The organism is Intestinimonas massiliensis (ex Afouda et al. 2020) (assembly GCF_001244995.1).
Taxonomy (GTDB): Bacteria; Bacillota; Clostridia; order Oscillospirales; family Oscillospiraceae; genus Intestinimonas; species Intestinimonas massiliensis.
Window position 1 is genome coordinate 362,012 of record NZ_LN869528.1, and the last position, 26,012, is coordinate 388,023.

The window sequence follows — 26,012 nt, forward strand, 5'->3', positions numbered from 1 at the left end:
ACCTCTTTGAAAAGGCGCCGCTGTGTCCGGTCAGGCGGGGTCGGCTTCTTTGGCGCCAATCTGGATTGCAGCCTCAAAGGTCTCCACCGCGCCGTTCAGCGCCTCCACGGCGGCGGCCACGTCGGCCTCGCTCGTCGCGGTGTCCCGAGCCTCTTCCGCCGCGCGAATCGCAGTATCCAGCGCTTCCATCGCTGCGAAACTGACAAATTCGGCGCCGCTCTCTACTTCGGTCGCATCCAGGTCGCTGACGGCAATGCCGTTTTGGGCCTCGTTCGCCGAGGCAATGGCTTCGTCGATGGCAGCGGTGTCCGGTTTCGGAGGCGTCGCTTCCTTCGCACCCGTCTGGATTGCGGCCCTAAAGGTCTCCACCGCGCCGTTCAGCGCCTCCGCAGCAGCGGCCACATCGGCCTCGCTCGCGGCGCTGTTCTTGGCCGCTTCTGCTGCGCTGATGGCGGCATCCAGGGCATCCATGGCTTCGGCGCTGACAAACTGGACGCCGCTCTCTACTTCGGTCGCATCCAGATCGCTGATGATAACGTCATCCTTGGCGCGGCCCGCCGCGTCCAGGGCCTCGTCAATGGGAGCAACATCAGGGCCCATCTCCAGCACGGCAGGGCTCTCCCCAAACAGGGCGGCCTTGCTGTCGCGGTATTTCAGCATGTACGCCTTGTCGGTATCGCGGATCAGGCCGGCCTCTACCAGTTTCTCCAGTGCGGCCTCAAACCGTTCCGCATAGTCGGCATAGCCGTCGTAGGCAGCCTTCAGCTCTTCGGAGGTAAAGGGTACCATGGTGCCGGTGGTGGAGAACACACTGCCCAGAGGCTTCTCATAATAGTGCGCAACCGGCACGTCCAGTTGGGGAGAGCGCAGGCCTCCCGTCACTGTGCCGTCTTCGTTCTTGGTAATGTAGGGATCGTCCAGCACGGTGGGGGCAGTGCCCTCTGTCGCCCAAGCATCTAGCTGCAGCAGGAGGGCCTGGACAAACATATTGGAATTGTAGTCGCTGACTTCCTGATCCTGATTGAAGGTGGGGAACAGGTTGCGGGCAGGATATCCCATCTCGGTCAGGATGTCGTTGTACGGGAACACAGGCGCGGCGGGATCGGAGTGCGGGGCGCCGGCGATCTCGTACAGGGCAACCATGCCATCCTCATCCACGTTGCTCTCGCCGGGACGGAAGCCGGCATTGTAGTCCATCTGGGAGGTGACGTAGATCACGGGCACACCCAGATTCTTGCCCACATAGTAGCTTTCGGTGTTTTTGGCAACCGCGGTGGTATCGGACTGGTTGATCTTGTTGGCGGGGTAGGTGCCCACGACGTTCATAAAGCCGTCGTAGGGCAGATCTTCACCCTTCTCCTTCAGGAAGTCCATGAAGCGGAAGTATTCGTTCATCACGAAGCCGCTCTGGCTCTGGCCGTAAAGGTAGACGCCCTCCACGGACTTACCTGTGCCAAACATGTCGTTGGCATTTTCCTGAATGGCATAGCCCGTCTGGCTGAGGATGTCCCATACCAAACCGATATCGGTGTAGGGGAGCTCGCCGGCGGTGACCCAGAACTTCTCGTAGGCCGCTTCGGCAGTCTGACCGTTGGCCTTGTCGATCTTATAACTGGTATACAGCCAGGAGTTGGGGCTCGCCCAGCTCAGGGCGTCGTAACGGTCGTCAAACCTCTGCAGCGCGGCGACGCACACGGGCTTGGAGGTAATGCCCACATAGGCCGCTCCCTCCTCCATGATCATACCGTAGGCCCTGCGCCACAGGGACTCGTTGTCGTACTTGTCGCTGGCGTTCAGAATGTCCACGTAGACCTTGCCGTTGAAGTCCTCGGGATTTTCGGGGGTCCGGACCAGGATGCGGTTGGTGTACGGCAGACCAGCCTCACGGACCATCAGGCGGTTGTCGGAGGCAATGTCGTACAGGTTGGCGGAGCCGGAGACAAAGTATTCTTTTTCGGTGTATTTTTCGGAGAGAACGTCACTTTCACCGCTCTTGTTCACGTACTGGATGGTGCCGTCGTCATTCAGCTGGAGAGAGGGCACCCAGACGGGAGCCTTTTCATTCCATTCAGAATCCATCCGGCCCACGCTCATGGCGGTGGAGTTAAAGATCTCGTCGCTGGACACGTCCTGCCACTCGATTTCCAGACTGTCGATGTCGGTCTGACCGCCCAGGATCACATCGTCCTGCTGACCAAAGGCAGAGGTGCCTTCGCTCCAGGCGATGAGCTTGTCATAGTCGGCCTGCGTGATGTAGCGGCCCTCCAGCGCCGCGTCGGCGCTGGCCTTGAATTCCGCCACATAGTCGGCATACTTCTCGGCCTGGGTGGCACCTTCATAGCGCGCGTCCAACTGTTCCTGGGTGAAGTGGATCATGCTGCCCTCGGTGGAGTACGCGCTGTCATTGATACAGCCAAAATACGTGGCCAGGGGGGCGTCGATCTTGGGGCTGCGCAGCCCGCCCAGTGCGTTGCCGTACGCGTCGCGAGCAACCGCCTTGCCGTTGTCTGCGTCAGCCTGCAGCCAATGGTTGTCGGCCGAAGGAGCCGCGATGCCGTTGCGCGCCCAGTTGTCCAGGTTGACCAGGGCAGCCGTCACAAATTCATTCAGGTGCAGATCGCCCTCCACATGGTTGCCTTTGTAAGACTTGATGTCTCGGGAGGTGCCGTTGGCCTTGGCCTTGGCGATCTCAAAGTTGTTGGGGAGAATGGCCGCAGTCGGGTCGGCATGGGGCGCGCCGGCCGCTTCGTAGAGGCGGAACTTCCAGTCCTCCTCGCTCTTGTCCTCCTGCAGGGGGTAATAGTTGGACGACAGACGCATTTTGGCTTCACCCTCACCCATGAGCACCAGGTAGGGCTCCTCGGTCTTCGGCCAGCCCACATTTTCCATTTTTACACCATTGGACAGGGTCGTCGGAGTGGAGCCGACTGCGTTGAAATAGCCGTCATAGATGTCTTTTCCATCCAGGACATTGTTGATGTAGGGATAGAATGCCATCAAATAGGTCTGGAGATAGAAGCCGGACTGGCTCTGCCCCACCAGGTAGGTACGGCCGTTGTCCTTTATCTTTTGGCCCAACTCGGTGCCAAAGATGTCCTCGGGCCGTTCCTTCAGTACGGTGCCCAGTTGAGAGAGCATATCCCAAAACAGGCCGTTCTCGGCGGACTCCGGGTCGTTGTTGTCCACCAGCCAGTCAATAGCGGCGTACCGCTCAGGATCGAAGTCCTTCAGCGCCTGGGCGGTGGTGGTCTTGGATGTGATGCCGATGTAGATGTCGCCGTTGGCCATGAAGTGCTCGTAGCTGCGGCGGAAGATATCCTCCAGGTCATAGCCGGCGGAGGCATTCAGGATATCCACATAGATATTCCCGGAAAACTTTTCCGCATCTTCAGGGTAATGGATCAGCAGGCGGGTGGTATAATCCACGTCCGCAGTCTTGATGACCGGCACGTTGGTCCCCTTGTCAGACAAGCCATATACGTTGGCCTTGCCCGACATGAAGAACTCCATCTCGCCAAAGCCATACTGCTTGGCCAGTTGGTCGATGTCGCCCACGGAGCAGTACATGGAGCTGAAGGGATGGCTGCCCACCGCTTCGCCGTTCTTGTGGTTGGTCGTGCACTCATACGGGACGTTTACGAGCTGAAAGCCATCGGTTTCCGCAATCGCGGTGATGGACTTCTGAATCGCCGCAGCGTCCGGGCTGGTCTGGTCTGCGTCGCCGTCAGCCTTGTACCAGCCGTCGTCGGCGACGTATTCGCTCATTGTGACCTCAGTTTTTTCGCTCTCCTCACTGGCCTGGTAATAGAGTGTGCCGTCCTCGCCGCGGCTGTACTTGGAGAAGAAGTCGTTCCAGATGGCCTCGCTCTCTTCCTGAAGGTAGACATGCGGCGTATTCTTTACCTCGGTAAACTTGACCAGCGGCACGTTGTCGTTATTGGCAAAGGTGCGGGTGACAAAAGCGTCGTCGTACTGCTTGCTGGTGCTCATCTGAGCTTCGTTGGTGCCGTTCTGCTGGTTCCATCCCTGAAGCGCCTTGACGGTCGCGCCGCCTTCCACCAGGGTGGGATCCCCGGCGGAGTCGTACTCGCCCAGGAAGGACCAGGTGGGCAGCATGGTACCGGACTCAATCCCGTCCATCGGCGCCGACATATAGCCCACGGGGGCGATGGCGGCAAAACGGTCGGCAAACTTGGAGCCCATGGCCCAGGTCATCAGGCTGCCGTTGGAATGGCCGGTGGCGTAGACGCGGCTGGTGTCAATGCTGTATTCCTCCTCCAGCTTATCCAGCAGGGTGTCAAGGAACTTCAGATCCGTATCTTTGTCCACACCCGCGCCGGCCAGAGCGGAAAAGGGGCCCGCAAGCCACATGGCGGTGGGGATGTTGCCCATCATACCAGCCGGTCGGACCAGGCCCTGGGCAAAGACCACGATAAAGCCGTTCTCCTCGGCCACGTCGTACCAGCGGGACTCCTCGGCGATGGCGTACATGGAGGCGGTATAGCCGTGCATCACCAGTACCAGGGGCACCTCGGCTTCGCCGGTATAGGTGGAGGGCACATAGGTCATCCAGCGGCGGATTTCGCCGTTCACTTCCTCCTCGTGAATGGTAAAGCCCGTCTCGGTAAAGTCCTGGGCCTTGGACACACGGCCGGGAAGCTGCATGGCCATAAAGCGCTTATAGGTCCCCAGGAACTGATTCCAGATGGTCTTGGGGGTCTGAGCCTCGGTGCTGACCCAAATCTCCGCATCGGAGCCCTCCCGGCCCGAAACATAGACCTCACCGGCATAGGGGTTAGCCGTGCCGGCCGCAGCGTTGGCGGCGGTCACATAGTAGTTTAGTACCGTTTTGTTTTCCGCGTCTGCAGCCGAGTTGATCAACCAGACAGGCGTATCCACCGTCTTGGCTGCGATGGCCAATTCCTCAACGCCCCTTCTGCTGTCGCCGGGGAAGGGCAGGACATACTGCTCGCCCAAGACAGCCAGGGAGTCGGCGGGGACCTCTGCGGCATCCACGGCGCAGATGGAGCTGAAATCGCTGGCCCAGCGCGCGCCAAAGAGCAGAGCGGCTGCGCCGCCCTCTTGGTAGCCCACCAGTGCGGTGTGGGACTTATCCATGGAGAAGGCGCCCTTCAGGTTTGTGCCCTTTTTACGCATGGTCTGGTAGAGCTGGTCCAGGAGGGCTGCGTCGTCCCGACCGTCCGCGTCGAGGGACAGGTTCCAGGTCTCTCCGTCCTGGGGCCCCAAAAAGGCCACGGCGATTTTGTTTTCATCGGCCACGGCACGCCAGGCAAGGCCCGTTTTGGTACCGGAGAAACTCTTGGCGGTTGTGTTGTCCGGGGTCAACACGATGACGGCGGGCGCCCAGGGGTCCATCCCCCGGGGGAGATAGTAGGTAGCCACGCCGGACGTGTTCTCGTCCACCGTGATGGGGATATTGTGGAACAGGCCGACATTCACCCCGGCGTAGGGATTCTTGGGGTCGTACTCGTTGGTATGGCCCGTCTCCTTCACGCTGGAGCTGCCGCCGCTTCCGCCGCTGCTGCTGCCGCTGTTGCTGCTGTTGCTGCTGTTGCTGCTGCTGTCGCCGCTCTGGGACGGATACGCTTTTCCTTCCACTGTGGCAGTCAGCCCGTCAGCCAAACTGACATTTTCGGGCATAGTCTCAATCACAGCGCCGGACGCCTCAATTTCCACGGAGCCCGCCTTGCATTCGCCCAGCACGGAAACATTTTTGCCCGTGATTACAATCCGATCCACGGAGCAGTCCTTGGACAGCGTCACCACGGCGTTGTCGGCTTTTATATAAAGCGTAGCGAAAGAACTGCCGGTCGCGGTAAAACCGCCGCCCAGAACAAGGGTATCGCCTTGGACCGTCACGTTCCCGAGGGTTGCCGGTTTGCCGACGCCCTGACTCAGGTACAACCAGCCGCTTACCACGGCATTTGAAAATTCCACGCCGCCAGTGTTGACCAACGCGTTGCCCTTAACATCGCCGCTGGCATCATCCTGGACCAGCCGCGCCACGGCATTATCCAGCACCGTCACAGCTTCCGCGCGGGTCGCGTTGGCTTGCGGGTCAAAAAGCCCGTTGTCCTTACCGTTCATCAGGCCGGCATCCACCACAGCGCTCACCGCCTCAGCCGCCCAATCGGAAACCTTGCTTCCGTCGGTAAAGCGGGAGAGCGCCGCGCTTTTCTTTTGGTCCAGACAGAACGCGCGGGCAATGGTCACAGCCATGGCCTCACGGGTGATAAACGCATTGGGATGGATGTTCTTATTCTCATCGCCAATGGTCAGGCCAAGCGTCACCGCACGGGACAGGTCCTTTGCGTACCATGCAGTGGGATCAACATCAGGGAATCCACTGAGGTCTGCCGTTCCCTCGCCTCCCAACGCCCGGCCCAAAATGGCGAAAAACTCCACCCTGGTCAGCTGTTGATTTGGGGCAAAGTGCTGTGCATCCACCCCGTTGACAATTCCGAGTCGGTTCCAGCGGAGCACCTGGTCCTCCGCCCAGTGACCCTCCGTATCCAGGAAGGCCGCAGTGTCAGATGCTGCCGGATAAGCCTGCAGGGGTTGCTCCGGTTCTACCGCCAGGACCGCCGCCCCGGCAAACGTACTCAGAACCAGAGATGCGGTCACCGTCAAAGCTGCCATTCGCTGAAATAGAGATTTCCTTCTTCCATACACTGTCGTTGTCTTTCGTGCCATTTTTTGAATACCTCCTCTTTCAACTCATAGGAACCAATTCTCACTTCGATCCTTTTTGTGGGTGGTCCATAGGTTGAGTATAAGTTACAGTCAAACGGACGGCTCTTATCTTGCCATTTCAACCATGCCCCTTTCAGGTTGATTTTGTTCTGGCGCTTTACACCCTTTGGGGATCGTGATGTTACTGCTTTTCGTGGTATATGCAGTGTACCCCCTTATGCTCCATCATCCCTCCCAAGCATTGCTTGTTGCATCGGATACAGTACCGGATCTTGCTCGTCTCTCCGGCTGCAACTTTATTTACCCATTGGGAATCAGCCACCAACTGCCGGCTCATGGCAGCGCATTGGATACGCCCTTCCTTTAGCTGCTGTTCCACAAATTCCGGATGAACCATGCCTCCCACTCCGCAAATCGGCAGCGATGTAAACTGGCGCACCTGATCACAGAACTTCAGGAAGCAGCCTTCCTCCGAAAAATACGGATGCTTTGCGCCGGGGATCGTATCCTGCAGGTCGGAATGATTTGCCAGAGCCACATGAAAGCTGGTAACACCCGCCTTTTCCAAAAGTGGTACAAAGACCTCCAGCTCTTCCTCCAGTACGCCGGCGTTGCCGTAATGGGGATTCTCCTGACGGACTGCCAGCTTATAATCAATGGGGTAATCCGGCAGCTTGGCGCGGATGGCGGAAACCGCTTCTACGGCAAATCGAGCCCTCCTTTCCGCGCTTCCGCCGTAGGCGTCTGTACGATGGTTGAAGCTGGCGGAGCTAAAGCTTCCGCACATCCGATCTCCATGCACCTGCACCATATCAAATCCGGCCTTTTGGGCCAGTACGGCTGCATCGCCGAACGCCGCGGTAATTTTTTTGATTTTATGAACGCTCAATTTTGATATGTAAGGTGCGACCTGTGCATTGAGTCGTGAGCGGAGTTCCTGCGGCGTAATTTTTTTGCTGAGAATACCCGGGATATATCGGAGCATGCTCTTTAAGTCGGAGTCGGACTGGTGAAGCTGGGCGCAGATCAGGCAGGCGTGTCTGTGCGCGATCCCAGCCAGTTTTTGATAGTGTGCAAATCCCTTCTTGCTGTAAAGGCTGTATCCAAAGCGGGCGGGCAGCACCGGAACATCTCCCAGGATGATCATGGCGCATCCTCCCGCCGCAATCTCTTCGATCCGCTTAAAATATTCCTCCTCTGCGAGCCCCATGGACGTTGGCGCAAAGATAATACGGTTTTTCAGTCTTACATGCCCCAATTCAATGGGGCTGAGCAACGTTTCAAACATAACATTCGTCTCCCTTTGCTCGGCAAATTCATGTCTCGGACCTTACTTTACGATCCACCTGCCAAAAACAGCGGTCGGAAATCTTCTGCTTGTCTTTGATCACGCGCAGGCCTCCTTCTGCCGCCATATTCCGGTGCGTATCCGCATCCGTTGACTGCCGCTCCTTCGGCCGCGCTCCTTTCACTACAAAGTTATTCCTTGTACATCGAAATGGAGCTCTGAAAAACAACCTCGCTTTTCACAAAAATCGTTGTGTCCCCCGTCGGTCGATTGCGAAAGATGTGTTTGAATAGGTACTCTGCCGCCAGCCAGCCCTGCTGATACGGATTTTTAAACATCAGGTTTTGAAAAACGCCTCTTTTTAGGTTTTCGATGTTTTCCCCAAACACATCGCTTCCAATAGCCGGAATCCGGCCCGCCAAGCCCGTGTCCACCAGTGCGCGAGCAAGCTGTACGCTGCCCCGCGCTGTAACGCTGCAGCAGCCAGTGATGCCACGGTCCTTCTCAAACCGCTCCACCAGCCGCCGGTAAAGCCGGTCCATATCATTGCCGTAGTGCAGTGCGTAAATTTCCCGATTGGCATCATGCTCCTCCAGATAATCGTTTAGCCCCCGGGTAGAATCGGCATTCGCCGGCGTGCTTTTCTCTCCCGCGCAAACCAAGATGGGGCCGCCGCGCGGAGTACGCCCCAGCAGGATTTCTCCCATGATGCGGCCCAGCAAATAGTTCTCTGCCTGTATGCAGCAAATCCGGCCCACCTCAGGGGTATCGCTGTTTACCAATACGATGGATACGCCCTGGTCACTCAGATCCCTCAGCGCCCGCCCGGCCTCCGGCTCTATGTCGCCCAGCACGATCAGCCCCGAAAGCTTTCTCTCCCCCCGCGCGCGCCCAACGGCCTCAAGAGGCACCGAAACCGAATCCTGGTTGACATAGGGCAGCTCCACCAGTTCAATATTAAAGTCTTTTGCATCCCTGCAGTAAGCCCGGACCCCACGCCAGATTGGCTCATAGTAGAGAAGATTGTCCTGCGTAAGCGCCGGCAAAATTGCCGCTATTCGAGTTACGCCGCGCTTTAGCGAGGATGCCGCGGAGTTGCACTGATAATTTAGCTCTTTTGCCGTCTGCAGCACACGTCTGCGCGTCTCCTCCTTGGGACCGGCCTTTCCGGCCAACGCCAAATGCACCGTCGCTATAGACAGCCCCGTCTGGGTTGCAATATCCTTGATCGTAATCCTTTTACTTGCGTTGTCCATGCTGCCCTCGTTTTAAAACGTTTTAATTCATATTGTGATATCCTTTGCCCTAAATTTGAAAAAAAGGTCACATTTATTCCAGATTTGTAAGTAACCTTAGTGTAACATAGTTATGCCTCCTTCGTCCACTAGTGTACTAGCAAAATTTACACATCACTTTTTGTGCACTTATCCAAATTTTAATTTTTTATATTGCTGTAATCGTGCATTTTCCCTTTTTTTGACTTTTCGGTTTATAAAAGGAGCCAGATAGAAGAGATTTCTCTTCTATCCGGCTCCTTTTATGCGTCAATGGCAGTTATCGAAAATAGTCTGGGTATTTTTCCCGGATGGCCTTGGCGTCAATCTTATATCGGCTCAGGTGCAATTCCATCAGACTCGTGGCGGCAGCAGCATCCTTTCGGGCGATGGCGTTCACCAGATTTTCATGGTCTTGGACAATCTTCAGGTTTTTCACCGCGCTCAGTGCCATGCTGCGGACCCGGTCAAAATGGATGGAAATGTTATCCATCAGGGCATAAACCTGGTCCTTGTGGGCAATTTCAAAAATCAAAGCATGGAACTGATTGTCCAGGTCCATCAGCGCCTCAGGGTAGTAGTTCTCCAAATAAAAATTTTGCAGCCGCACGTTTTCCTGCAGACGTCGGATATCCTCCGGCGTAGCCATTTCACAGTCCAGCTCCACCACCGCACACTCCAGCACCTTACGCATGAAGCGAGACTCCTCCACCAGGTCGTAGTCGATGAGAGCCACCGCACTCCCCTTCTGGGGATAGATCTCCACGATCTTCACCTTGGATAATTCGATCAGTGCCTCCCGCACCGGGGTGCGGGACAGCCCCATCGCCGCGGCCAGTTCATTTTCACTGACCATGCTGCCTGGGGCCAGCTCCAGGTGGATGATGTTGTCTTTGATGGTACGCAAGGCATAATCCCGCCCGGTCTCTCTGGGTTGCCGCTGAGTCAAGCGCATACTGCCGTCGCCTCCTGTATTCTTTTTTAGCATACAGGACCAAAGCTCGCCCGTCAAGAGCTCGTATACTAGCTTTTCAGATATTTTTTTAAAGTTTCCCGTACGGCACCGGGCCCAGACAGCATCTCGCGGACCATGCCTTCGATTCTTTTCCCCAGTCCCAGCGCCGTAAGATCGCAGCCGAACAGCACCGGATTGGAGAGGACAGGCCCGAGCCGGTCCCCCAGACTGGCAGGGTCACCCAACGTCACCCCGGCCAACTGAGTCTGAAGGGCATCCAGCATGGGATCGCTGCTGCACTCCATGGCCCTGCCCTGGTCGTCCACCCCCAGCAGATAGCGCAGCCAGCCGGCAATCGCCAGGGGGATAAAGGTAAGGTGGGTTACCTCCAGATCCTGCCTCCGGGCATAGGCCTTAATGGTCTCGCCAAAGCGGATGGGCACCTTCTGGCTGGTGTCGGTGGCGATACGCTGGGGGGTGTCCGGGATAAAGGGATTGGGCAGCCGCTGCTCCAACACCTCTTGCAGGAAGGCGCGAGGATTGAGGATTCTGGGGTCCACTACCACGGGCATCCCCTCGTCGTAGCCGATGTGCTCAACCAAAGCCTTAAGCTCCAGGTCCCGCATTTCGGCGGCGATGCTGTCGTAACCCAGCAGGCAGCCGTAGACGGCCAGAGCGGTGTGCAAGGGGTTGAGGCAGGTGGTCACCTTCATGCGCTCGGTATCGTTGACGGTCTGTCGGTCGGTTAGATAGACCCCCGCCCGTTCCAACGGCGGGCGGCCATTGGGGAAGCGGTCCTCCACCACCAGGTACTGGGGGACCTCGGCGTTGACGAAGGGGGCAATATACGTGTTCTTGGCGGTGACAACGGGGGCCATGCCCTCAATTCCCGCGGCGGTCAGCGCCTCCTCCACCACCCTGGCGGGGCGGGGCGTGATTTTGTCAATCATGGACCAGGGGAACGAGACCCGGGTCTCGTCGGATACCCAGGCCACAAAGCCTTCATCCACATACTCCCGTTTCCGCCACTGCTCCGCCACGGTCAGGATGCCGGCGCGGAGCTTCTCCCCGTTGTGGGAGCAGTTGTCCATGCTGACCATGGCGACAGGGGCGGCACCGGCACGGTAACGCTCCAGCAGCAGGGCGCACACCAGGCACATGGCGTGGGAGCAGCGGGAGGGGCCGTCCGCGAAGTCGGCCTCCACGGCGGGAAGGAACCGCCCGGCCAGGTCAGCCAGGGCATAGCCCTTTTCCGTAATGGTAAAGCTCACCATCTGAAGGGATGGGGCGCGGAAAATGGTCCGCAGCTTCTCCAGATCCTGCGGATAAGCCCGCCCGGCGCGGAGTCCCTCCGCGATGGAGGCCACCACCTCCCGCTCCATGGAACCGTCGGGCTTCAGGCTGACCATCAGGGTCATCGAGTCGTGGGGGGCATAAATTTGGTCCATGATGTCAAAGTCAAAGGTATCGGCGGCAATGATGCCGCCCTTGACCAGCCCCTGCTCCAGCAGAGGTTGCTGCAGCCGGGCAATGAAGCCGCGAAAAATGTTGCCGGCGCCAAAGTGGACCCAGGTGGGATGCTCCTCCGTCTCGGCACGCATGGCCTTCCAGTCAAAGGATGGCAGCCGGACTCCGGCCTCCTCCCAGGCGCGCCGGTCCTGAATGCCGGCGTAGCTCAATTTCATATTCGTGCCTCCCTTACTTTGTGGACATCCGGTCAATCGCCTCCCAGAGGCCGTTGAGGTAGGTGGCGCCCAAGGCCCGGTCATAGAGGCCGTAGCCGGGGCGGCCGGACTCGTTCCAGATCATGCGGCCGTGATCGGGCCGGATGTAGGTGTCCGGGCAGGTGTCATAGATGGCCTTCATAATGGCGAACATGTCCAGATCTCCGGAAGAGGACAAGTGGGCTGCCTCCCGGAAGCGGTGATGACCCAGGTACTTCACGTTCCGGACGTGCAGACAGCCGATGCGGCCCCTCTCACCGAAGTGGCGGATGATGGCCGGAATATCATTTTCCGGGTTAGAGCCCAGGGACCCGGTGCACAGGCAGATGGCGTTGGAGGGGGAATCGTGGAGCGCCACGATCTGGTCAAAGTCCGCCTGGCTGTGGGCGATGCGTGGCAGGCCGAAGATGGGCCAGGCCGGGTCGTCGGGATGGCAGGCCATAACTACGCCGCATTCCTCGCAGGTGGGAAGGATGGCATCCAGGAAATACTTAAAGTTGGCTCGCAGATCATCGGGGGTAATGAACTTATACCGCTCCAGAGTGGTCTCCAGCTCAGCCAGCCGCTCCGGCTCCCAACCGGGCAGAGAAAAGCCGTTGCAGTTGTCAATGGTATTGCGGACCAGGTCCACGGGCGTCATGGTTCCCAGTTCCTTCTCATCAAAATACAGGCTGTTGGAGCCGTCCTCAGGAATGAGGCGGGCCAAATCGGTGCGCAGCCAGTCAAAGACCGGCATAAAATTGTAGACAACGACCTTCACTCCGTATTTGGCGAGATTGCGGATGGTGGTCTTGTAGCCCTCGATGTAGGCATCCCGGCTGGGCAGCCCCATCTTGATGTCCTCGTGGACGTTGACTGATTCGATGACCTCGCACTCCAGGCCCGCGGCGTGGACCTCATCAATGTAGGCCCGAATCTCTGGTTCCGTCCACACCTCACCGGCAGCCTTGTAGTCGAGTAAACCCATGATCCCGGTCATACCGGGAATTTGTTTGATCTGGCTCAGGGTGATGCTGTCGCTCTGAGAGCCGTACCAGCGGAATGTCATTTTCATATGGTAATACTCCTATGAGTCAAAACTTAGTTTCCAAACAGGTTGGGCAGCAGCATGCTGATCTGGGGCACGTAAGAGACCAGCAGCAGGGTGATAATCATACACAGATAGAAGGGCAGGGTGGCTTTAACCACCTTTTCCATGGGTTGCTTGGACACGGCAGATCCAATAAACAGCACGGCGCCCACAGGGGGAGTCAGCAGGCCGATGCCGCAGTTGAGCACCACCATGATACCAAACTGAATGGGGTCCAGACCGCAGTACTGGGTAGCGATGGGCAGCAGGATGGGGGTGGCGATCAGGATAATGGGGGCCATGTCCATGATGCAGCCCAGCACCAGCAGGATTAAGTTGAGCATAAGGGTCAGGACAATTGGGTTGTCGGTGAGCCCCACCACGGCGCCAGCCACCAGATCGGGCACGTGCAGGGTGGTCAGGCAGTAGCCGAAGACGCTGGAGGTGGAGATCAGGATCAGCACGATGCCCAGAGTATCCACGCAGTTGCCCAACTCGCGCCATACCCCCTTCCAGTCCAGACCCTTATAAACGAAGACGGAGACGAACAAGGAATAGATGACGGCGATGGCGGCGGATTCAGTGGCGGTGAAGACACCAGCCACCACGCCGATGACGACGATGACGACCGCAGCCAAAGCCCAAATCGAAGTGCCGATCTGTTTGATGAAGTTAATTATGCTAAACTTATCACCCTTGGGGTAGTTGCGCTTGGCGGAGATAATATAGGAACCCACCATTAGACTGACTGCCAGCAGGGCGCCGGGCAGATAGCCGGCCAAAAACAGACTGCCAACCGAGATACCGCCGGCCGTGGTTGCATAGATAACCATGTTATGGCTGGGGGGCACCAGCAGGCCCTCGCAGGAGGAGGTAATCGTGACAGCGGTGGAGAAGTCCGCGTCATACCCCTGGTCCACCATCATGGGGATCATAATCGAACCGATCGAGGCTGTGTCGGCAGCGGCGGACCCGGAAATGCCGCCGAAGAAGTAGGAGGCCACGATATTGACCATGGCCAGGCCGCCCCGCATCCAACCCACGCAGGCGTTGGCTAGGGCAATCAGCTTTTCCGAAATGCCCCCGGAGCCCATAAGCACGCCCATGGTGATGAAGAACGGCACCGCCATCAGAGAGAAGGAACTGATGCCCTTGACCATCTGACGGCAGAGGGTGACCAAGTCCTGCCCCTGAGCCAGCAGGCACAGCACAGAGGACAGGGCAACGGCATAGGCAATGGGAAAGCGCAGGAGGATCATGACCAGGAAGCTAATCAGCAGCACCGCAATCGCTAAGGTCTGAGTATCCATTATGCATCCACCCCCTCTTTCACGAAGAATGCTTTGATGTGGTTATAGATGGCTTCCAGTTCAAAAATGACCATGGCTACACCGGCCAGAGGCACGGGGAAGTACATCCAAAAGCGGGACAGCCAGGGCATAGACACATAGGTGCCGCGACCGCCCAGGGTGGAGGTGTACCGCCAGCCCACCACAATCATGATGACGGCCAGGATGCAAACGGCAACGTCCGCCAGGATGTCAAGAAACTTCAGCAGGCCCTTGGGCAGAAAGCCATCCAGAGCGGTCATGCGGATGTGGCTCCCCCGGCGGATGGCCAGCGCGGCGGAAAGGACGGCCATATAGCTCATGAGGGTCAGCACGACCTCCTCGCTCCAGGAGGGGTCCGGGATGAACGGGATATAGCGGCCGGCCACGGCCATGGAGGTAATCAGGATGTCGGCTACCAGCAAGATCTTACACAGGACTAAAACGACCCTATAGGTAATGTCGTAGGCCGGCTTAATCTTGTCAAGGGCGACGAAAATTTGCGGCATATGAGCTCTCCCTTCTTTTGACTATGAGAAGCGAGGGCACAGGGGCACACACCCCCGCGCCCTCGCTTTTCGACCATTATGTATGGTAGCGGCGACTCTTACTTCAGGTCCTTGATCTGCTGATACAGCTCGGCCTGGTCAGCGGTGTTCTCCTCAATCACTTTGGAGCAGGCCTCCTGCCAAGGAGCCAGATCGGTAACCTCGACCACGTTGCAGCCGTCGGCCTTCAGCTCTTCCAGGACCTTAGCCTCGGCATCGGCGGACAGCGTGGCGTTAAATTCCTGGGTATACTTGCCGGCCTCCATAATGACCTTCTGCTGATTCTCAGTCAGCTTATTCCAAGCGGCATCGGTGATGACGGCCTGAATGGCGCCCAGGGTGTGGCCGTCCAGGATCAGATTGTTGGCGACCTCCGGGAAGGCGTTGGACTTGTAGTTGGCAATGGGCTGCTCGGCACCGTCCACCACGCCGGTCTGCAGGGCAGAGTACAGTTCGCCGAAGGATACGACGGTGGGATAGGCGCCCAGGCCCTCAACCAAACCGTTCATAACGGGGTCGTTGGACACACGCAGCTTCATGCCCTTCAGGTCCTCGATGCTGTTGACGGGAGTGCGGGTGAAGAAGTGACGGAAGCCCTCCTCACCGTAAAAGATGCCGCGCAGGGGCAGACCGAGCTCTTGGGGCTCGTTGAGGAACTCGGCGGCCAAGTCGCTGTTGGCAAAGTTCCAGAAATGCTCGCGGCTCTCGAAGGTAAAGGGGATGGAGAGCAGCTTGGACTTCTGCGCGCCGTAGCTGTTCAGGGCGAAGGCAGAGATACGGGAGATGTCAACGGTGGTCTCGCCGCCCAGCATGCCGTCCAGAACGTCGTTCTCCGAGCCCAGCACACCGCTGGCCTGCACGTCAATGGTGATGGAGCCGCCGGACAGCTCCTCCACCTTCTCCTTAAAGGCCGTGGCGGTCTGGCCCACGATGGTGTCGAGGGGGTTCACCTCGGCGTAAACCAAAGTCACCTTAGGATCGTTGGCCACATCGCCGGCAGAGGCACTCTCCACAGGCGCGGAGGCGCTGGGCGCGGGGGCGCTGGCCGAGGGAGAGGGGCTTGCGGTGCTGCCGCCGCCACAGGCCACCAGCCCAAACATCATGGCGCCGGCCATCAGAGCAGAGATAAGTTTCTTCATGTCATTTCCTCCTTGAAATTGTGATAGCGGAATGGTGTTTGCCTTTGTGTGATTTCAATGTATCATAAACCTCTCTATTTGTCCACTAGTATGCTAGTAGAAAATACGGATGCATTCTTGTGCACATCGCCAAAAGTGCCCTGCCACCCTTGCCAATTCTAGTCTTAAATGCAAAAATAGTATGAAGCCCCTCCTTAGACGCAACCGGAAGGCCAAGTCGGCCGGCCAATACGGTCCGCAGCACAACCCCTTTCAACGGGTGCGCCCGCCCTTGCTCCCACGAAATCTCGGGGGGCTTCTTCCCACAGCCATCCTTTCTGTCCCCCCGTTTCCATGGTGCGGCGGGGGACGGCGGGCATGGACACCGCATTTTCTATTTTTAATTTTATATTTTACAGATTAGGTGGCGATGAATCAAGTGAACGAGCACGAACTCACGGTAATGGTACACATTGACGGAAGGCTATTTCGCAATTTTGCCCTGTTTGATACCTTCCGGCGGCAGCGCAAGTGGGTTTCCCCCGCCCTGTTTGCCGCCATTATGATCGGGTTTTCTTGCGTCTGCTTTGCCCTGCGTGGGCAAGCCGAGCAGGCGGTCTTACTGGGCGGCACGTTGCTGGCCGTTGGGCTGCTTTTGCCAGCGGCCTATTTCCTCAACTTTTTTCTCTCGGTCCGCACCCAAGTCAAAAAGCTCGGCCTAACCACCCCACAGCATGTATACACAGTTGTCTTTCAGGGGCAGAGCGGCGTATCCGTCTCTACCGACCGGGAACAGGCTTTCTATTCCTGGGAGCAGTTATATGCCGCTTATCGGGTCCTGGACGGAATCTATCTGTATGCCGCGCCCCAAAGGGCCTACCTGTTGCCTGCCGACCAGATTGCCGGCGGTGTCGATGGCTTGTGGGAGCTTCTCTGCACAAAGCTGCCCCAAAAGAACCTCCATGCCATGTGACGGGTAATGTCCCGATGCCCCGTCTTAACTAAAATTTTGGAAAACCTATGCGAATCTAATGCAAATTACACAAAAACACGCCGAAAAATTTTCTTGTCTTTCCACTTGCGCTCTAGTATGCAAGTATTATAATAGAAATAGTAATTTCTAAGATCATACAGCGGTTCAACAGTTTTAATCTTGCATGGTAGGAGGAGTATCATCATGAACGAAGTGCTCGCAAAGGTCCAACAGATCGGCGTGATCCCCGTAATCGCCATTGAGGATGCCGCCAAGGCGGTGCCCCTGGCCCGCGCGCTGACGGCGGGCGGCATTCCGGCCGCAGAGGTGACCTTTCGCACGGCGGCGGGGGAAGAGGCCATCCGGCAGATCGCGCAGAACTGCCCGGAGGTGCTGGTGGGCGCCGGCACCGTGCTGAATGAGGAGCAGTGTGACCGGGCCATTGCCGCCGGCGCCAGATTCATCGTCTCGCCCGGCTACAACGAGGCGCTGGTGGCCCACTGCCAGGCCAGAGGCATCCCCGTGCTGCCCGGCTGCGTCAACGCCTCCGACATGACCCGCGCGGTAAACGCTGGCCTGGAGGTGGTGAAGTTCTTCCCCGCCGAGCAGTCCGGCGGCCTGAGCTTTCTCAAGGCTCTGGCTCCCGTGTTTCCCAAGCTGAGCTTTATGCCCACCGGAGGCGTAAGCGCCAAGAATCTGATGGATTATCTGGGCTATGACCGCATCGTGGCCTGCGGCGGCACCTGGATGGTAAAGAAAGACCTGATTGAAGCAGAGCAGTGGGATGAGATTACCCGGGTGTGCAGAGAGGCCGTAAAGACCATGCTGGGCTTTTCTCTCCACCACGTGGGCATCAACTGCGCCGACGAGGCAGAGGCCGACCGCACCGTCCGGACGCTGTGCGCCCTCTTCGGCTTTACCTATCAAATGGGCAACTCCTCCATCGTGGCCATGCCCGCCGTGGAGTGCACCAAACAGCCCTACCTGGGGACTCACGGGCACATCGCCATCGGCGTCAACAGCGTGGATCGGGCGGTGTATCACCTGGGACTCCAGGGCGCTGCCTTCGACGAGGCCACCCGCAAGACCGACGCTAAGGGCCGCACCAAGGCCATCTATCTCCAGGGTGAGTTCGGCGGATTTGCCATTCATCTGGTGCAAAAATAAGAAAGGTGATGTATGATCATGAGTAGAGTCATTACGTTCGGCGAAATTATGCTGCGGCTGGCCCCCAACGGCTACTACCGCTTCTTCCAGAACGATCAGATGCAGGCCACCTTCGGTGGCGGCGAGGCCAACGTGGCCGTTTCGTTGGCCAACTACGGCCTGGATTCCGCCTATGTGACCAAGCTGCCCGCCCACGCCATCGGCCAGGCCGCCGTGGATTCCCTGCGGTATTTCGGCGTGGACACCTCCAGGATCGTCCGGGGCGGCGACCGGGTGGGCATCTACTACCTGGAAAAGGGGGCCTCCCAGCGGGGCAGCGTGTGCATCTACGACCGGGCCCACTCCGCGATCCAAGAGGCCCAGCCCGACGATTTCGACTGGGACCAGATCTTGGACGGCGCGGACTGGTTCCATTTCACCGGCATCACCCCGGCCCTGGGGCCCAACGTGGTGGAGATCTGCAAGGACGCCTGTCAGGCGGCCAAGGCCCACGGCGTGAAGATCTCCTGCGACCTGAACTACCGGGGCAAGCTGTGGACCCGGGCCGAGGCCCGGGCCGCCATGACCGAGCTGTGCCGGTACGTGGACGTGTGCATCTCCAACGAGGAGGACGCTAAGGACGTATTCGGCATCGAGGCCGAGGACACCGACATCACCGGCGGCAAGCTGAACAAGGAGGGCTACAAGTCCGTGGCCAAGCAGCTCATGGACCAGTTCGGTTTTGAGAAGGTTGCCATCACCCTGCGCACCTCCATCTCCGCCAGCGACAACGACTGGGCGGGAATGCTGTACGACGGGAAGGACTTCTGCTTCTCCAAGGAGTATCATCTGCGCATCGTGGACCGGGTGGGCGGCGGCGACAGCTTTGGCGGCGGCCTCATCTATGCCCTGCTGAACGGCAAGTCCACCCAGGACGCCATTGAGTTTGCCGTGGCGGCCTCCGCACTCAAGCACTCCATCGAGGGCGACTTCAACCGGGTCACAGTGGCCGAGGTAGAGAAGCTCTCCGGCGGCGACGGCTCCGGCCGCGTCCAGCGGTAACAGCAGTCAACTTTGCCCTATCTTTGTCTCAGGGAGGTTTCGGATGGTCCATTCCAACCCTTTGTTGCGGGGCGAAAGCCCTCAGAAGTTTATCACCATCGGGGAGATCATGCTGCGTCTGACCCCGCCCAACTATGACAAGATCCGGGTGGCCACCAGCTTTGAGGCCAGCTATGGCGGAAGCGAGGCCAACATCGCCCTGGCTCTGGCCAATCTGGGTATCGACAGCACCTTCTTCAGCGTGGTGCCCAACAACAGTCTGGGCAAAAGCGCAGTGCGGATGCTGCGCAGCAATGACGTTCACTGCACGCCCATGATTCTCAGCTCGCCCCAGGACACCCCCACCCACCGGCTGGGAACCTACTATCTGGAGACCGGCTATGGCATCCGCCCCAGTAAGGTGACGTATGACCGCAAGCACAGCGCCATCACCGAGTATGACTTTTCCCGGGTGGACCTGGACGCTCTGCTGGAGGGTTTTGACTGGCTCCACATGAGCGGTATCACCCCCGCCCTGTCCCCAAGCTGCCGGACCCTTACCCTTGACTGCCTCCGGGCGGCCAGGGCAAAGGGTATGACCATCAGCTTCGACGGCAACTTCCGCAGCGCCCTGTGGAGCTGGGAGGAAGCACGGGACTTTTGTACCCAGTGCCTGCCCTATGTGGATGTCCTGCTCGGTATCGAGCCCTACCACCTCTGGCGGGATGCGGATGACCCCGGCAAGGGCGACTGGAAGGACGGTCTCCCCCTGCAGCCCAGCTATGAGCAGCAGGACGAGATCTTTCAGGTCTTTCTGGAGCGCTACCCCAACCTCCAGTGCATCGCCCGTCATGTTCGGTATGTCCATTCCGGCAGTGAAAACAGCCTGATGGCTTACATGTGGTACCAGGGTCATACCTTTGCAAGCAAGCTGTTTACCTTTCATATCCTAGACCGGGTCGGGGGCGGCGACGCTTTCGCCAGCGGTCTGATCTATGCCATGATGTGCGGTTATCGCCCCATGGACATCGTCAATTTTGCCGTAGCCAGCAGCGTCATCAAGCACACGATTCACGGGGACGGAAACATTACCGATGACGTAGAGAGCATCCGCAACCTGATGAACATGAATTGCGACATCAAGCGGTAAGCCCCGACACAAAATCAACGAAAAGGAGCCTGTGGATGAAAGCGTTTATGGACAAGGACTTCCTTCTGGAAACCGATACCGCCAAGCACCTATTCCACCACTATGCGGAACAGATGCCCCTGGTGGACTACCACTGTCACATTTCTCCGAGGGAGATCTACGAGAACCGCCGTTTCAACGATCTTGTAGAGGTCTGGCTTGGGGGGAAGCAGCCCGATGGCAGCTATTTTGGCGACCACTACAAGTGGCGGGTCATGCGTTCCAACGGGGTGAGCGAGGACTATGTTACCGGTGACAAGCCCCCGGTGGAGCGGCTGAAGAAGTTTGCCGAGGCTCTGGAGCTGGCCATCGGCAACCCCATGTACCACTGGTGTAACCTGGAACTGCGCAAGTTTTTTGGCTATGAGGGCTACCTGTCGCCCGAAACCGTGGACGAGGTATGGGCCGTCACCTCCGATCAACTGCAAAACGACCCCAGGCTCACCGTACGGGGGCTGATTGAGCAGTCCAACGTGGCCTTTATCGGCACCACGGACGACCCCGTGGACCCATTGGAGTGGCATGAGAAGATCGCCGCCGACCCCACGATCCGCTTTCAGGTCTGTCCCTCCTACCGCCCGGACAAAGCCATCAACATTACCAAGCCGGGCTTTGCAGATTACATGGCCAAGCTGGCCCAGAGCGTAGGCAGAAAAAGCCTGGACAGCGTTGCGGACGTCTGTGACGCCTTGGTGGAGCGGCTGGAGTTCTTTAAAACGCTGGGCTGCCGGGCCAGCGACCACGGCTTGGACTATGTTCCCTTCCGTCCCGCCACCATGGCCGAGGCCGACGCGGCCTATCGGAAGGCCATGGCGGGAGAGCCCTTGAGCCTGGCGGAGGCCGAGGGCTACCAGACCGTCATCCTCCTCTGCCTGGGCCGGGCCTACCATCGGTTGGGCATTGTCATGCAGCTCCACTACTCCTGTCTGCGCAATGCCAACCGGCGGATGTTTACCGCTCTGGGGCCCGACACCGGCTTTGACATGATTGCCCAGAACACCTGTGGCGGCAATATCGCCTCCCTGCTGTCCGCGCTGGACATGGACGGCCAGTGTCCCAAGACCATTCTCTATTCCCTCAATCCCGCTGACAATGAGCAATTGGACTCCATGCTGGGATGCTTCCAGTCCGATGAGATCCCCGGTAAGATTCAGCATGGCTCCGCCTGGTGGTTCAATGATACCAAGTCCGGTATGGAGGAACAGATGGCTTCCCTGGCCAATCTGGGGCTGCTGGGCAATTTTGTGGGAATGCTCACCGATTCCCGTTCCTTCCTCTCCTATGCCCGGCACGACTACTTCCGCCGCATCCTGTGCAACCTCATCGGCCGCTGGGTGGAGAATGGGGAGTACCCCAACGATGAAAAGGCCCTGAAGAAAATCGTGGAAGGCGTATGCTATACCAATGCCGCCCGGTATTTTGATCTGTAAGGAGTGGTCCGTTTCGTGACTCAGACATCGGAGACTCAGCGGGAGGGCCGGTTGCTTCGCAATGTGCTCTTTACCTTTTTTGTCAGCGGTGCGGCCTCTCAGCCCCTGGGCTCCTTCATCCCCTTCCTGAGGGACACTTATGGCTTCAGCTACGACCTGTCCGGCGTACTGCTGTCCTGCCAGTCCATTGGGAACCTGCTGGCTGTGCTGGCCGCAGGCTTCCTGCCCGTCTACCTGGGCCGCAGGCGGAGCATTCTGACCACTGCGGTATGGATGGCGGCCGGCTATCTGATTTTTGCCAGCGGCATGGGGACCCCCGTCCTGCTGATCCTGGCCTGCCTCATGACCGGTATCGCCCGCGGCGGCAACTCCAACTTCGCCAACACCATGATCTCCACCCTGCCCGGAGATAAGGCCACCCGCGGCTATAATCTGCTGCACGGCTGCTTTGCCGTGGGGGCCCTGCTCTCTCCTCTGCTGCTTATCTTCTGCGCCGGGCGGTGGCCGGGTCTGGGCTGGCGGATCATGGCCGGCCTGTTGTGTCTGCTGTGCATCAGTCAGCTTGTCGTCTACGCCAGAATGCCCCTTCCGCCGGAGTATGCCAAAAAGAGCATCACGTCGGTGGATCTCCGGTTTTTTAAAGTCAAGCAGTTCTGGCTGGGCGCCGCCATGCTTTTTTTCTACATCTCCACCGAATACGCCATCGTGGGCTGGCTCGTCACCTACTTTCAGGACATCGGAGTTCTGGACCCCAACCAATCCCAGATGATGAACAGTCTTCTCTGGCTGGTCATTTTTCTCGGGCGAATGGTGGGGGCCGTCATTACGGGAAAACTCTCCCGGAGCAAGCTGCTGCTGCTGGACGGGGTGGGCCTTTTTTCCTTCTTTCTTGTTATGTTCTTCAGCCGGACCCCAGCCCCGATCATCCTGGGACTGGTGGGCGTCGGCTTCTTCATGGCCACTATTTACCCCACTGCGTTTGCCTTTGGCAGCGACTGCATCCGGGGCAACGACCTGGGCTGCAGTGTCATGATCTTTACCGGCAGCGCCGGCGGCATCCTCACCCCGGCCATGGTGGGTTTTGTAGCCGAGTGGGCGGGCATCCGGGCGGGGATGGGCCTGATTGTGGTATTTGCGGCCCTGCTGCTGTTTTCCATCCTCCTCAGCGTGTTCAGCGTACGCACAGCCCAGGCTCTACCCGAAAAAGGAGAATGATGCGAATGGAAACACTCTCTTACAAGACTCTGGAAGCACAGGGCTATAGCGGATATCTGCTCAGAGACGCCCCGGAAAAGGTCCTCCAGTTCGGCGAGGGCAACTTCCTGCGGGCTTTCGTGGACTACTGGTTTGACGTCTCCAATGAAAAGGCGGGCTGGAACGGCAAATGCGTCCTGGTCCAGCCCATCCCCCAGGGCCTGGCCAGCCCCATCAACCGCCAGGAAGGGCTCTACACGCTCTATCTCAGGGGCCGCCATAATGGAAAAAAGGTGGATCGGAAGCGGGTCATCTCCTCCGTCAGCCGCTGCCTTAACCCCTATGAGGCGGAGGACTACGCCGCCATGATGGCCCTGGCCGTCTCCGACGACCTGGAATACGTGGTTTCCAATACGCCCGAGGCGGGCATCGTCTACGCCCCCGCCTGCAAACCGGATGACGCGCCCCCCGCCTCCTTCCCCGCCAAGCTGACTCAGGTCCTCTACGCCCGCTGGAAGGCCGGCAGGCCGGGCTTAGTCATTCTCTCCTGCGAGCTGATCGACAACAACGGCAGGGAATTACTCCGATGCGTGAACCGGTATATCGACCAGTGGGCCCTGGAACCCGAATTCCGCACCTGGGTTATGGGGGAGTGCACCTTCTGCTCCACCCTGGTGGACCGCATCGTCCCCGGTCGGGTGAAGGACCCGATAGAGGCCGCCGCCATGGAAGCCGCCAACGGCTATCGGGATGATCTCATCGACGTGGGGGAAATCTTCGGCGTGTGGAACATCGAAGGTCCGGCATGGCTGGAGGAGAAGCTGCCCTTTAAGCGGGCGGGCCTCAACTGCCCGGTAGTCCCCGACGTGACCCCCTATAAAAAGCGCAAGGTACGCATTCTCAACGGCGCCCACACCGGCTTCGTGCTGGGGGCCTATCTGGCCGGCTTCGACATCGTGCGGGACTGCATGGGGGACGACACCGTCCGGGGCTTCATGAACCGGATGCTCCATGAGGAGGTTATTCCCACCCTTCCCCTGGATAGACAGGATCTGGAGGCGTTTGCCTCCGCTGTCCAGGACCGGTTCAACAACCCCTTCGTGGATCACGAGCTCATGAGCATCTCTCTCAACTCCACCTCCAAGTGGCGGGCCCGGAACCTGCCCAGCCTGCTGGAATATGTGGAGCAGACGGGAGCGCTGCCCGCCTGCCTCGCTATGAGCTTTGCCGCCTATGTGGCCTTTTACTCCAACGATGTCCAGAGGCTCACCGATGCCGGGCTGGTGTGCCGGCGGCCCAAGGGCGACGAGTATACCTGTTCCGACGACCGCTGGGTCCTGGAGTTCTACTGGGCTCACAGGGGCGACCGCCCGGAGGATCTGATCCACGCCGTTATGACCAATGAACGGATGTGGGGCCAGAATCTGACCGCCGTCCCTGGCTTTGAAGCTGCGGCCGTGGCCGATCTGAAGCTGATCCGGGAACAGGGCGCTCTGGCGGCCTATGCCGCCTGTCTGTAAGGAGGCGCACCATGAACCTGATCCGCATTCATCCTCTGGATAACGTGGCGGTGGCCCTGGAGGACATTCCCGCAGGGGAGACCGTCACCGCCGGAGGTAGTACCGTCACCGCCCGCCAGGCCATTCCGCGGGGCCACAAGCTCGCCCTGGCAGCCGTTCCCGCGGGGGCCCGGATCATCAAATACGGCTGCACCATCGGTCTGGCCAAGGCGGACATCGCCCCCGGGGACTGGGTCCACGTCCACAACGTGCGCACCGGCCTCAGCGAGGACGGCGTGTACGCCTACCATCCCCGGGTCGGCGCCCTGCCCCCCGTCCCTCCCCGGACTTTCCAGGGCTACCGCCGCCCCGACGGCAGGGCCGCCATCCGCAATGAGCTGTGGGTCCTCCCCACTGTGGGCTGCGTCAACGCCATCGCCCAGGCCCTGGTACGGGAAAACCAGCATCTGACAGGCGGCACGGTGGAAGGTCTTTATGCCTTTCCGCACCCCTTCGGGTGCAGCCAGATGGGGGAGGACCATGCCCAGACCCGGAAGCTGCTGGCCGCCCTGGCCCGCCACCCCAATGCGGGGGGCGTGCTGGTGCTGGGGCTGGGGTGCGAAAATCTGACGATGGAGCAATTTCAGGCCGAGCTGGGGCCCCATGACAAAAACCGCGTCCGTTTTCTGGTCTGTCAGGACGTGGAGGATGAGCTGGCCGCCGGTGCCGCCCTGCTCAAGGAACTGGCCGATTATGCCGGGACCTTCCGCCGGGAGCCGATTTCTGCCTCTGAGCTGGTGGTTGGTCTGAAATGCGGCGGCTCCGACGGTCTCAGCGGCATCACCGCCAACCCCGCAGTGGGTCGGTTTTCCGACCGGCTCATCGCCTTGGGCGGCTCTACTGTCCTCACCGAGGTACCTGAGATGTTCGGTGCGGAATCCATCCTCTTCGACCGCTGCAAGGATGAGGCCGTTTTTGACAAGGCCGTCCAAATGGTGGAGGCGTTTAAGCGCTACTTTATCCGCCACGGCCAGGTAGTCTATGAAAATCCCAGCCCCGGCAACAAGGCTGGGGGCATCACCACGCTGGAGGACAAGTCCTGCGGCTGTGTGCAAAAGGGTGGAAGCGCCCGGATCGTGGATGTGCTGGGTTACGGCGAGGCCGTGACCCGGCGGGGCCTGAACCTTCTCAGCGGACCGGGCAACGATCTGGTATCCACCACCGCCCTCACCGCGGCCGGTGCCCACCTCATTCTCTTTACCACCGGCCGCGGCACCCCCTTTGGGGCTCCGGCTCCAACGGTAAAAATCTCCAGTAATACCGCCCTTTTTCAGAAAAAGGGGAGCTGGATCGACTTTAACGCCGGTACGGTGGCGGAAGGCGAGACCCTGGATGCCGTGGGAGACCGCCTGTTGGATCTGGTGCTTGAGGCGGCCAGCGGCAGTCCTACGAAAACCGAACTCCACGGGGCCCGCGAGATTGCCATCTTTAAGGACGGCGTGGTGCTGTAAGAAAGGAAGCA

General features: G+C 59.0%; 17 protein-coding genes. 8 read left to right on the plus strand and 9 right to left on the minus strand.

Annotated elements, in window-relative coordinates; all coding sequences use genetic code 11:
• Positions 1–30: 30 nt before the first annotated feature.
• From BN2154_RS02025 to BN2154_RS02065, 9 genes are all read right to left on the minus strand, one after another.
• Complete coding sequence (locus BN2154_RS02025; protein ID WP_195892295.1) at positions 31–6,660, minus strand: alpha/beta hydrolase domain-containing protein; 6,630 nt, start codon at positions 6,658–6,660, stop codon at positions 31–33.
• Between the two features lie 235 nt (positions 6,661–6,895).
• Complete coding sequence (gene bilR / locus BN2154_RS02030; protein ID WP_050617202.1) at positions 6,896–8,002, minus strand: bilirubin reductase; 1,107 nt, start codon at positions 8,000–8,002, stop codon at positions 6,896–6,898.
• Positions 8,003–8,193: 191 nt separating this feature from the next.
• A complete protein-coding gene (locus BN2154_RS02035; RefSeq protein ID WP_050617203.1) occupies positions 8,194–9,258 on the minus strand; it encodes a substrate-binding domain-containing protein in 1,065 nt (354 codons plus the stop codon).
• Positions 9,259–9,556: 298 nt separating this feature from the next.
• Positions 9,557–10,231, minus strand: coding sequence for a GntR family transcriptional regulator (locus BN2154_RS02040; protein WP_050617204.1), 675 nt, complete (start codon positions 10,229–10,231; stop codon positions 9,557–9,559).
• A gap of 68 nt (positions 10,232–10,299) precedes the next feature.
• Complete coding sequence (locus BN2154_RS02045) at positions 10,300–11,916, minus strand: mannitol dehydrogenase family protein (RefSeq protein WP_050617205.1); 1,617 nt, start codon at positions 11,914–11,916, stop codon at positions 10,300–10,302.
• A 13-nt stretch (positions 11,917–11,929) separates the two neighbouring features.
• Positions 11,930–13,009: a mannonate dehydratase gene (gene uxuA / locus BN2154_RS02050; RefSeq protein WP_050617206.1), complete on the minus strand. Its 1,080-nt coding sequence runs from the start codon at positions 13,007–13,009 to the stop codon at positions 11,930–11,932.
• A 26-nt stretch (positions 13,010–13,035) separates the two neighbouring features.
• Positions 13,036–14,334 carry a TRAP transporter large permease gene (locus tag BN2154_RS02055; RefSeq protein WP_050617207.1) on the minus strand — a complete coding sequence of 433 codons (1,299 nt, stop codon included), beginning with the start codon at positions 14,332–14,334 and terminating at the stop codon, positions 13,036–13,038.
• Positions 14,334–14,861, minus strand: coding sequence for a TRAP transporter small permease (locus BN2154_RS02060; RefSeq protein WP_050617208.1), 528 nt, complete (start codon positions 14,859–14,861; stop codon positions 14,334–14,336). The genes BN2154_RS02055 and BN2154_RS02060 overlap by 1 nt, the downstream gene beginning before the upstream one ends.
• 98 nt (positions 14,862–14,959) lie before the next feature.
• Positions 14,960–16,039: a TRAP transporter substrate-binding protein gene (locus tag BN2154_RS02065; RefSeq protein ID WP_050617209.1), complete on the minus strand. Its 1,080-nt coding sequence runs from the start codon at positions 16,037–16,039 to the stop codon at positions 14,960–14,962.
• Positions 16,040–16,457: 418 nt separating this feature from the next.
• On the opposite strand from BN2154_RS02065, the gene BN2154_RS02070 reads away from it, so the two are divergent.
• The 8 genes from BN2154_RS02070 to BN2154_RS02105 all read left to right on the plus strand — a co-directional run bounded on the left by BN2154_RS02070 (position 16,458) and on the right by BN2154_RS02105 (position 26,001).
• Entirely contained in the window at positions 16,458–16,991 is a 534-nt protein-coding gene (locus BN2154_RS02070) for a YcxB family protein (protein ID WP_195892296.1), read from the plus strand.
• Between the two features lie 204 nt (positions 16,992–17,195).
• Positions 17,196–18,158, plus strand: a complete 963-nt coding sequence (gene eda, locus BN2154_RS02075) for a VOC family protein (protein WP_050617211.1) — start codon at positions 17,196–17,198, stop codon at positions 18,156–18,158.
• Positions 18,159–18,176: 18 nt separating this feature from the next.
• The gene (locus tag BN2154_RS02080) at positions 18,177–19,199 is read left to right on the plus strand and encodes a sugar kinase (protein WP_050617596.1); all 1,023 of its coding nucleotides are present in this window, start codon (positions 18,177–18,179) and stop codon (positions 19,197–19,199) included.
• A gap of 43 nt (positions 19,200–19,242) precedes the next feature.
• Positions 19,243–20,328 carry a sugar kinase gene (locus BN2154_RS02085; protein ID WP_050617212.1) on the plus strand — a complete coding sequence of 362 codons (1,086 nt, stop codon included), beginning with the start codon at positions 19,243–19,245 and terminating at the stop codon, positions 20,326–20,328.
• Between the two features lie 35 nt (positions 20,329–20,363).
• A complete protein-coding gene (uxaC, locus tag BN2154_RS02090) occupies positions 20,364–21,797 on the plus strand; it encodes a glucuronate isomerase (protein ID WP_050617213.1) in 1,434 nt (477 codons plus the stop codon).
• A 15-nt stretch (positions 21,798–21,812) separates the two neighbouring features.
• Entirely contained in the window at positions 21,813–23,012 is a 1,200-nt protein-coding gene (locus BN2154_RS02095) for an MFS transporter (RefSeq protein WP_195892297.1), read from the plus strand.
• A gap of 5 nt (positions 23,013–23,017) precedes the next feature.
• On the plus strand, positions 23,018–24,511 hold the full coding sequence (locus tag BN2154_RS02100; protein ID WP_050617215.1) for a tagaturonate reductase: 1,494 nt from the start codon (positions 23,018–23,020) through the stop codon (positions 24,509–24,511).
• A gap of 11 nt (positions 24,512–24,522) precedes the next feature.
• Positions 24,523–26,001, plus strand: a complete 1,479-nt coding sequence (locus tag BN2154_RS02105; protein WP_050617216.1) for a UxaA family hydrolase — start codon at positions 24,523–24,525, stop codon at positions 25,999–26,001.
• Positions 26,002–26,012 lie beyond the last annotated feature (11 nt).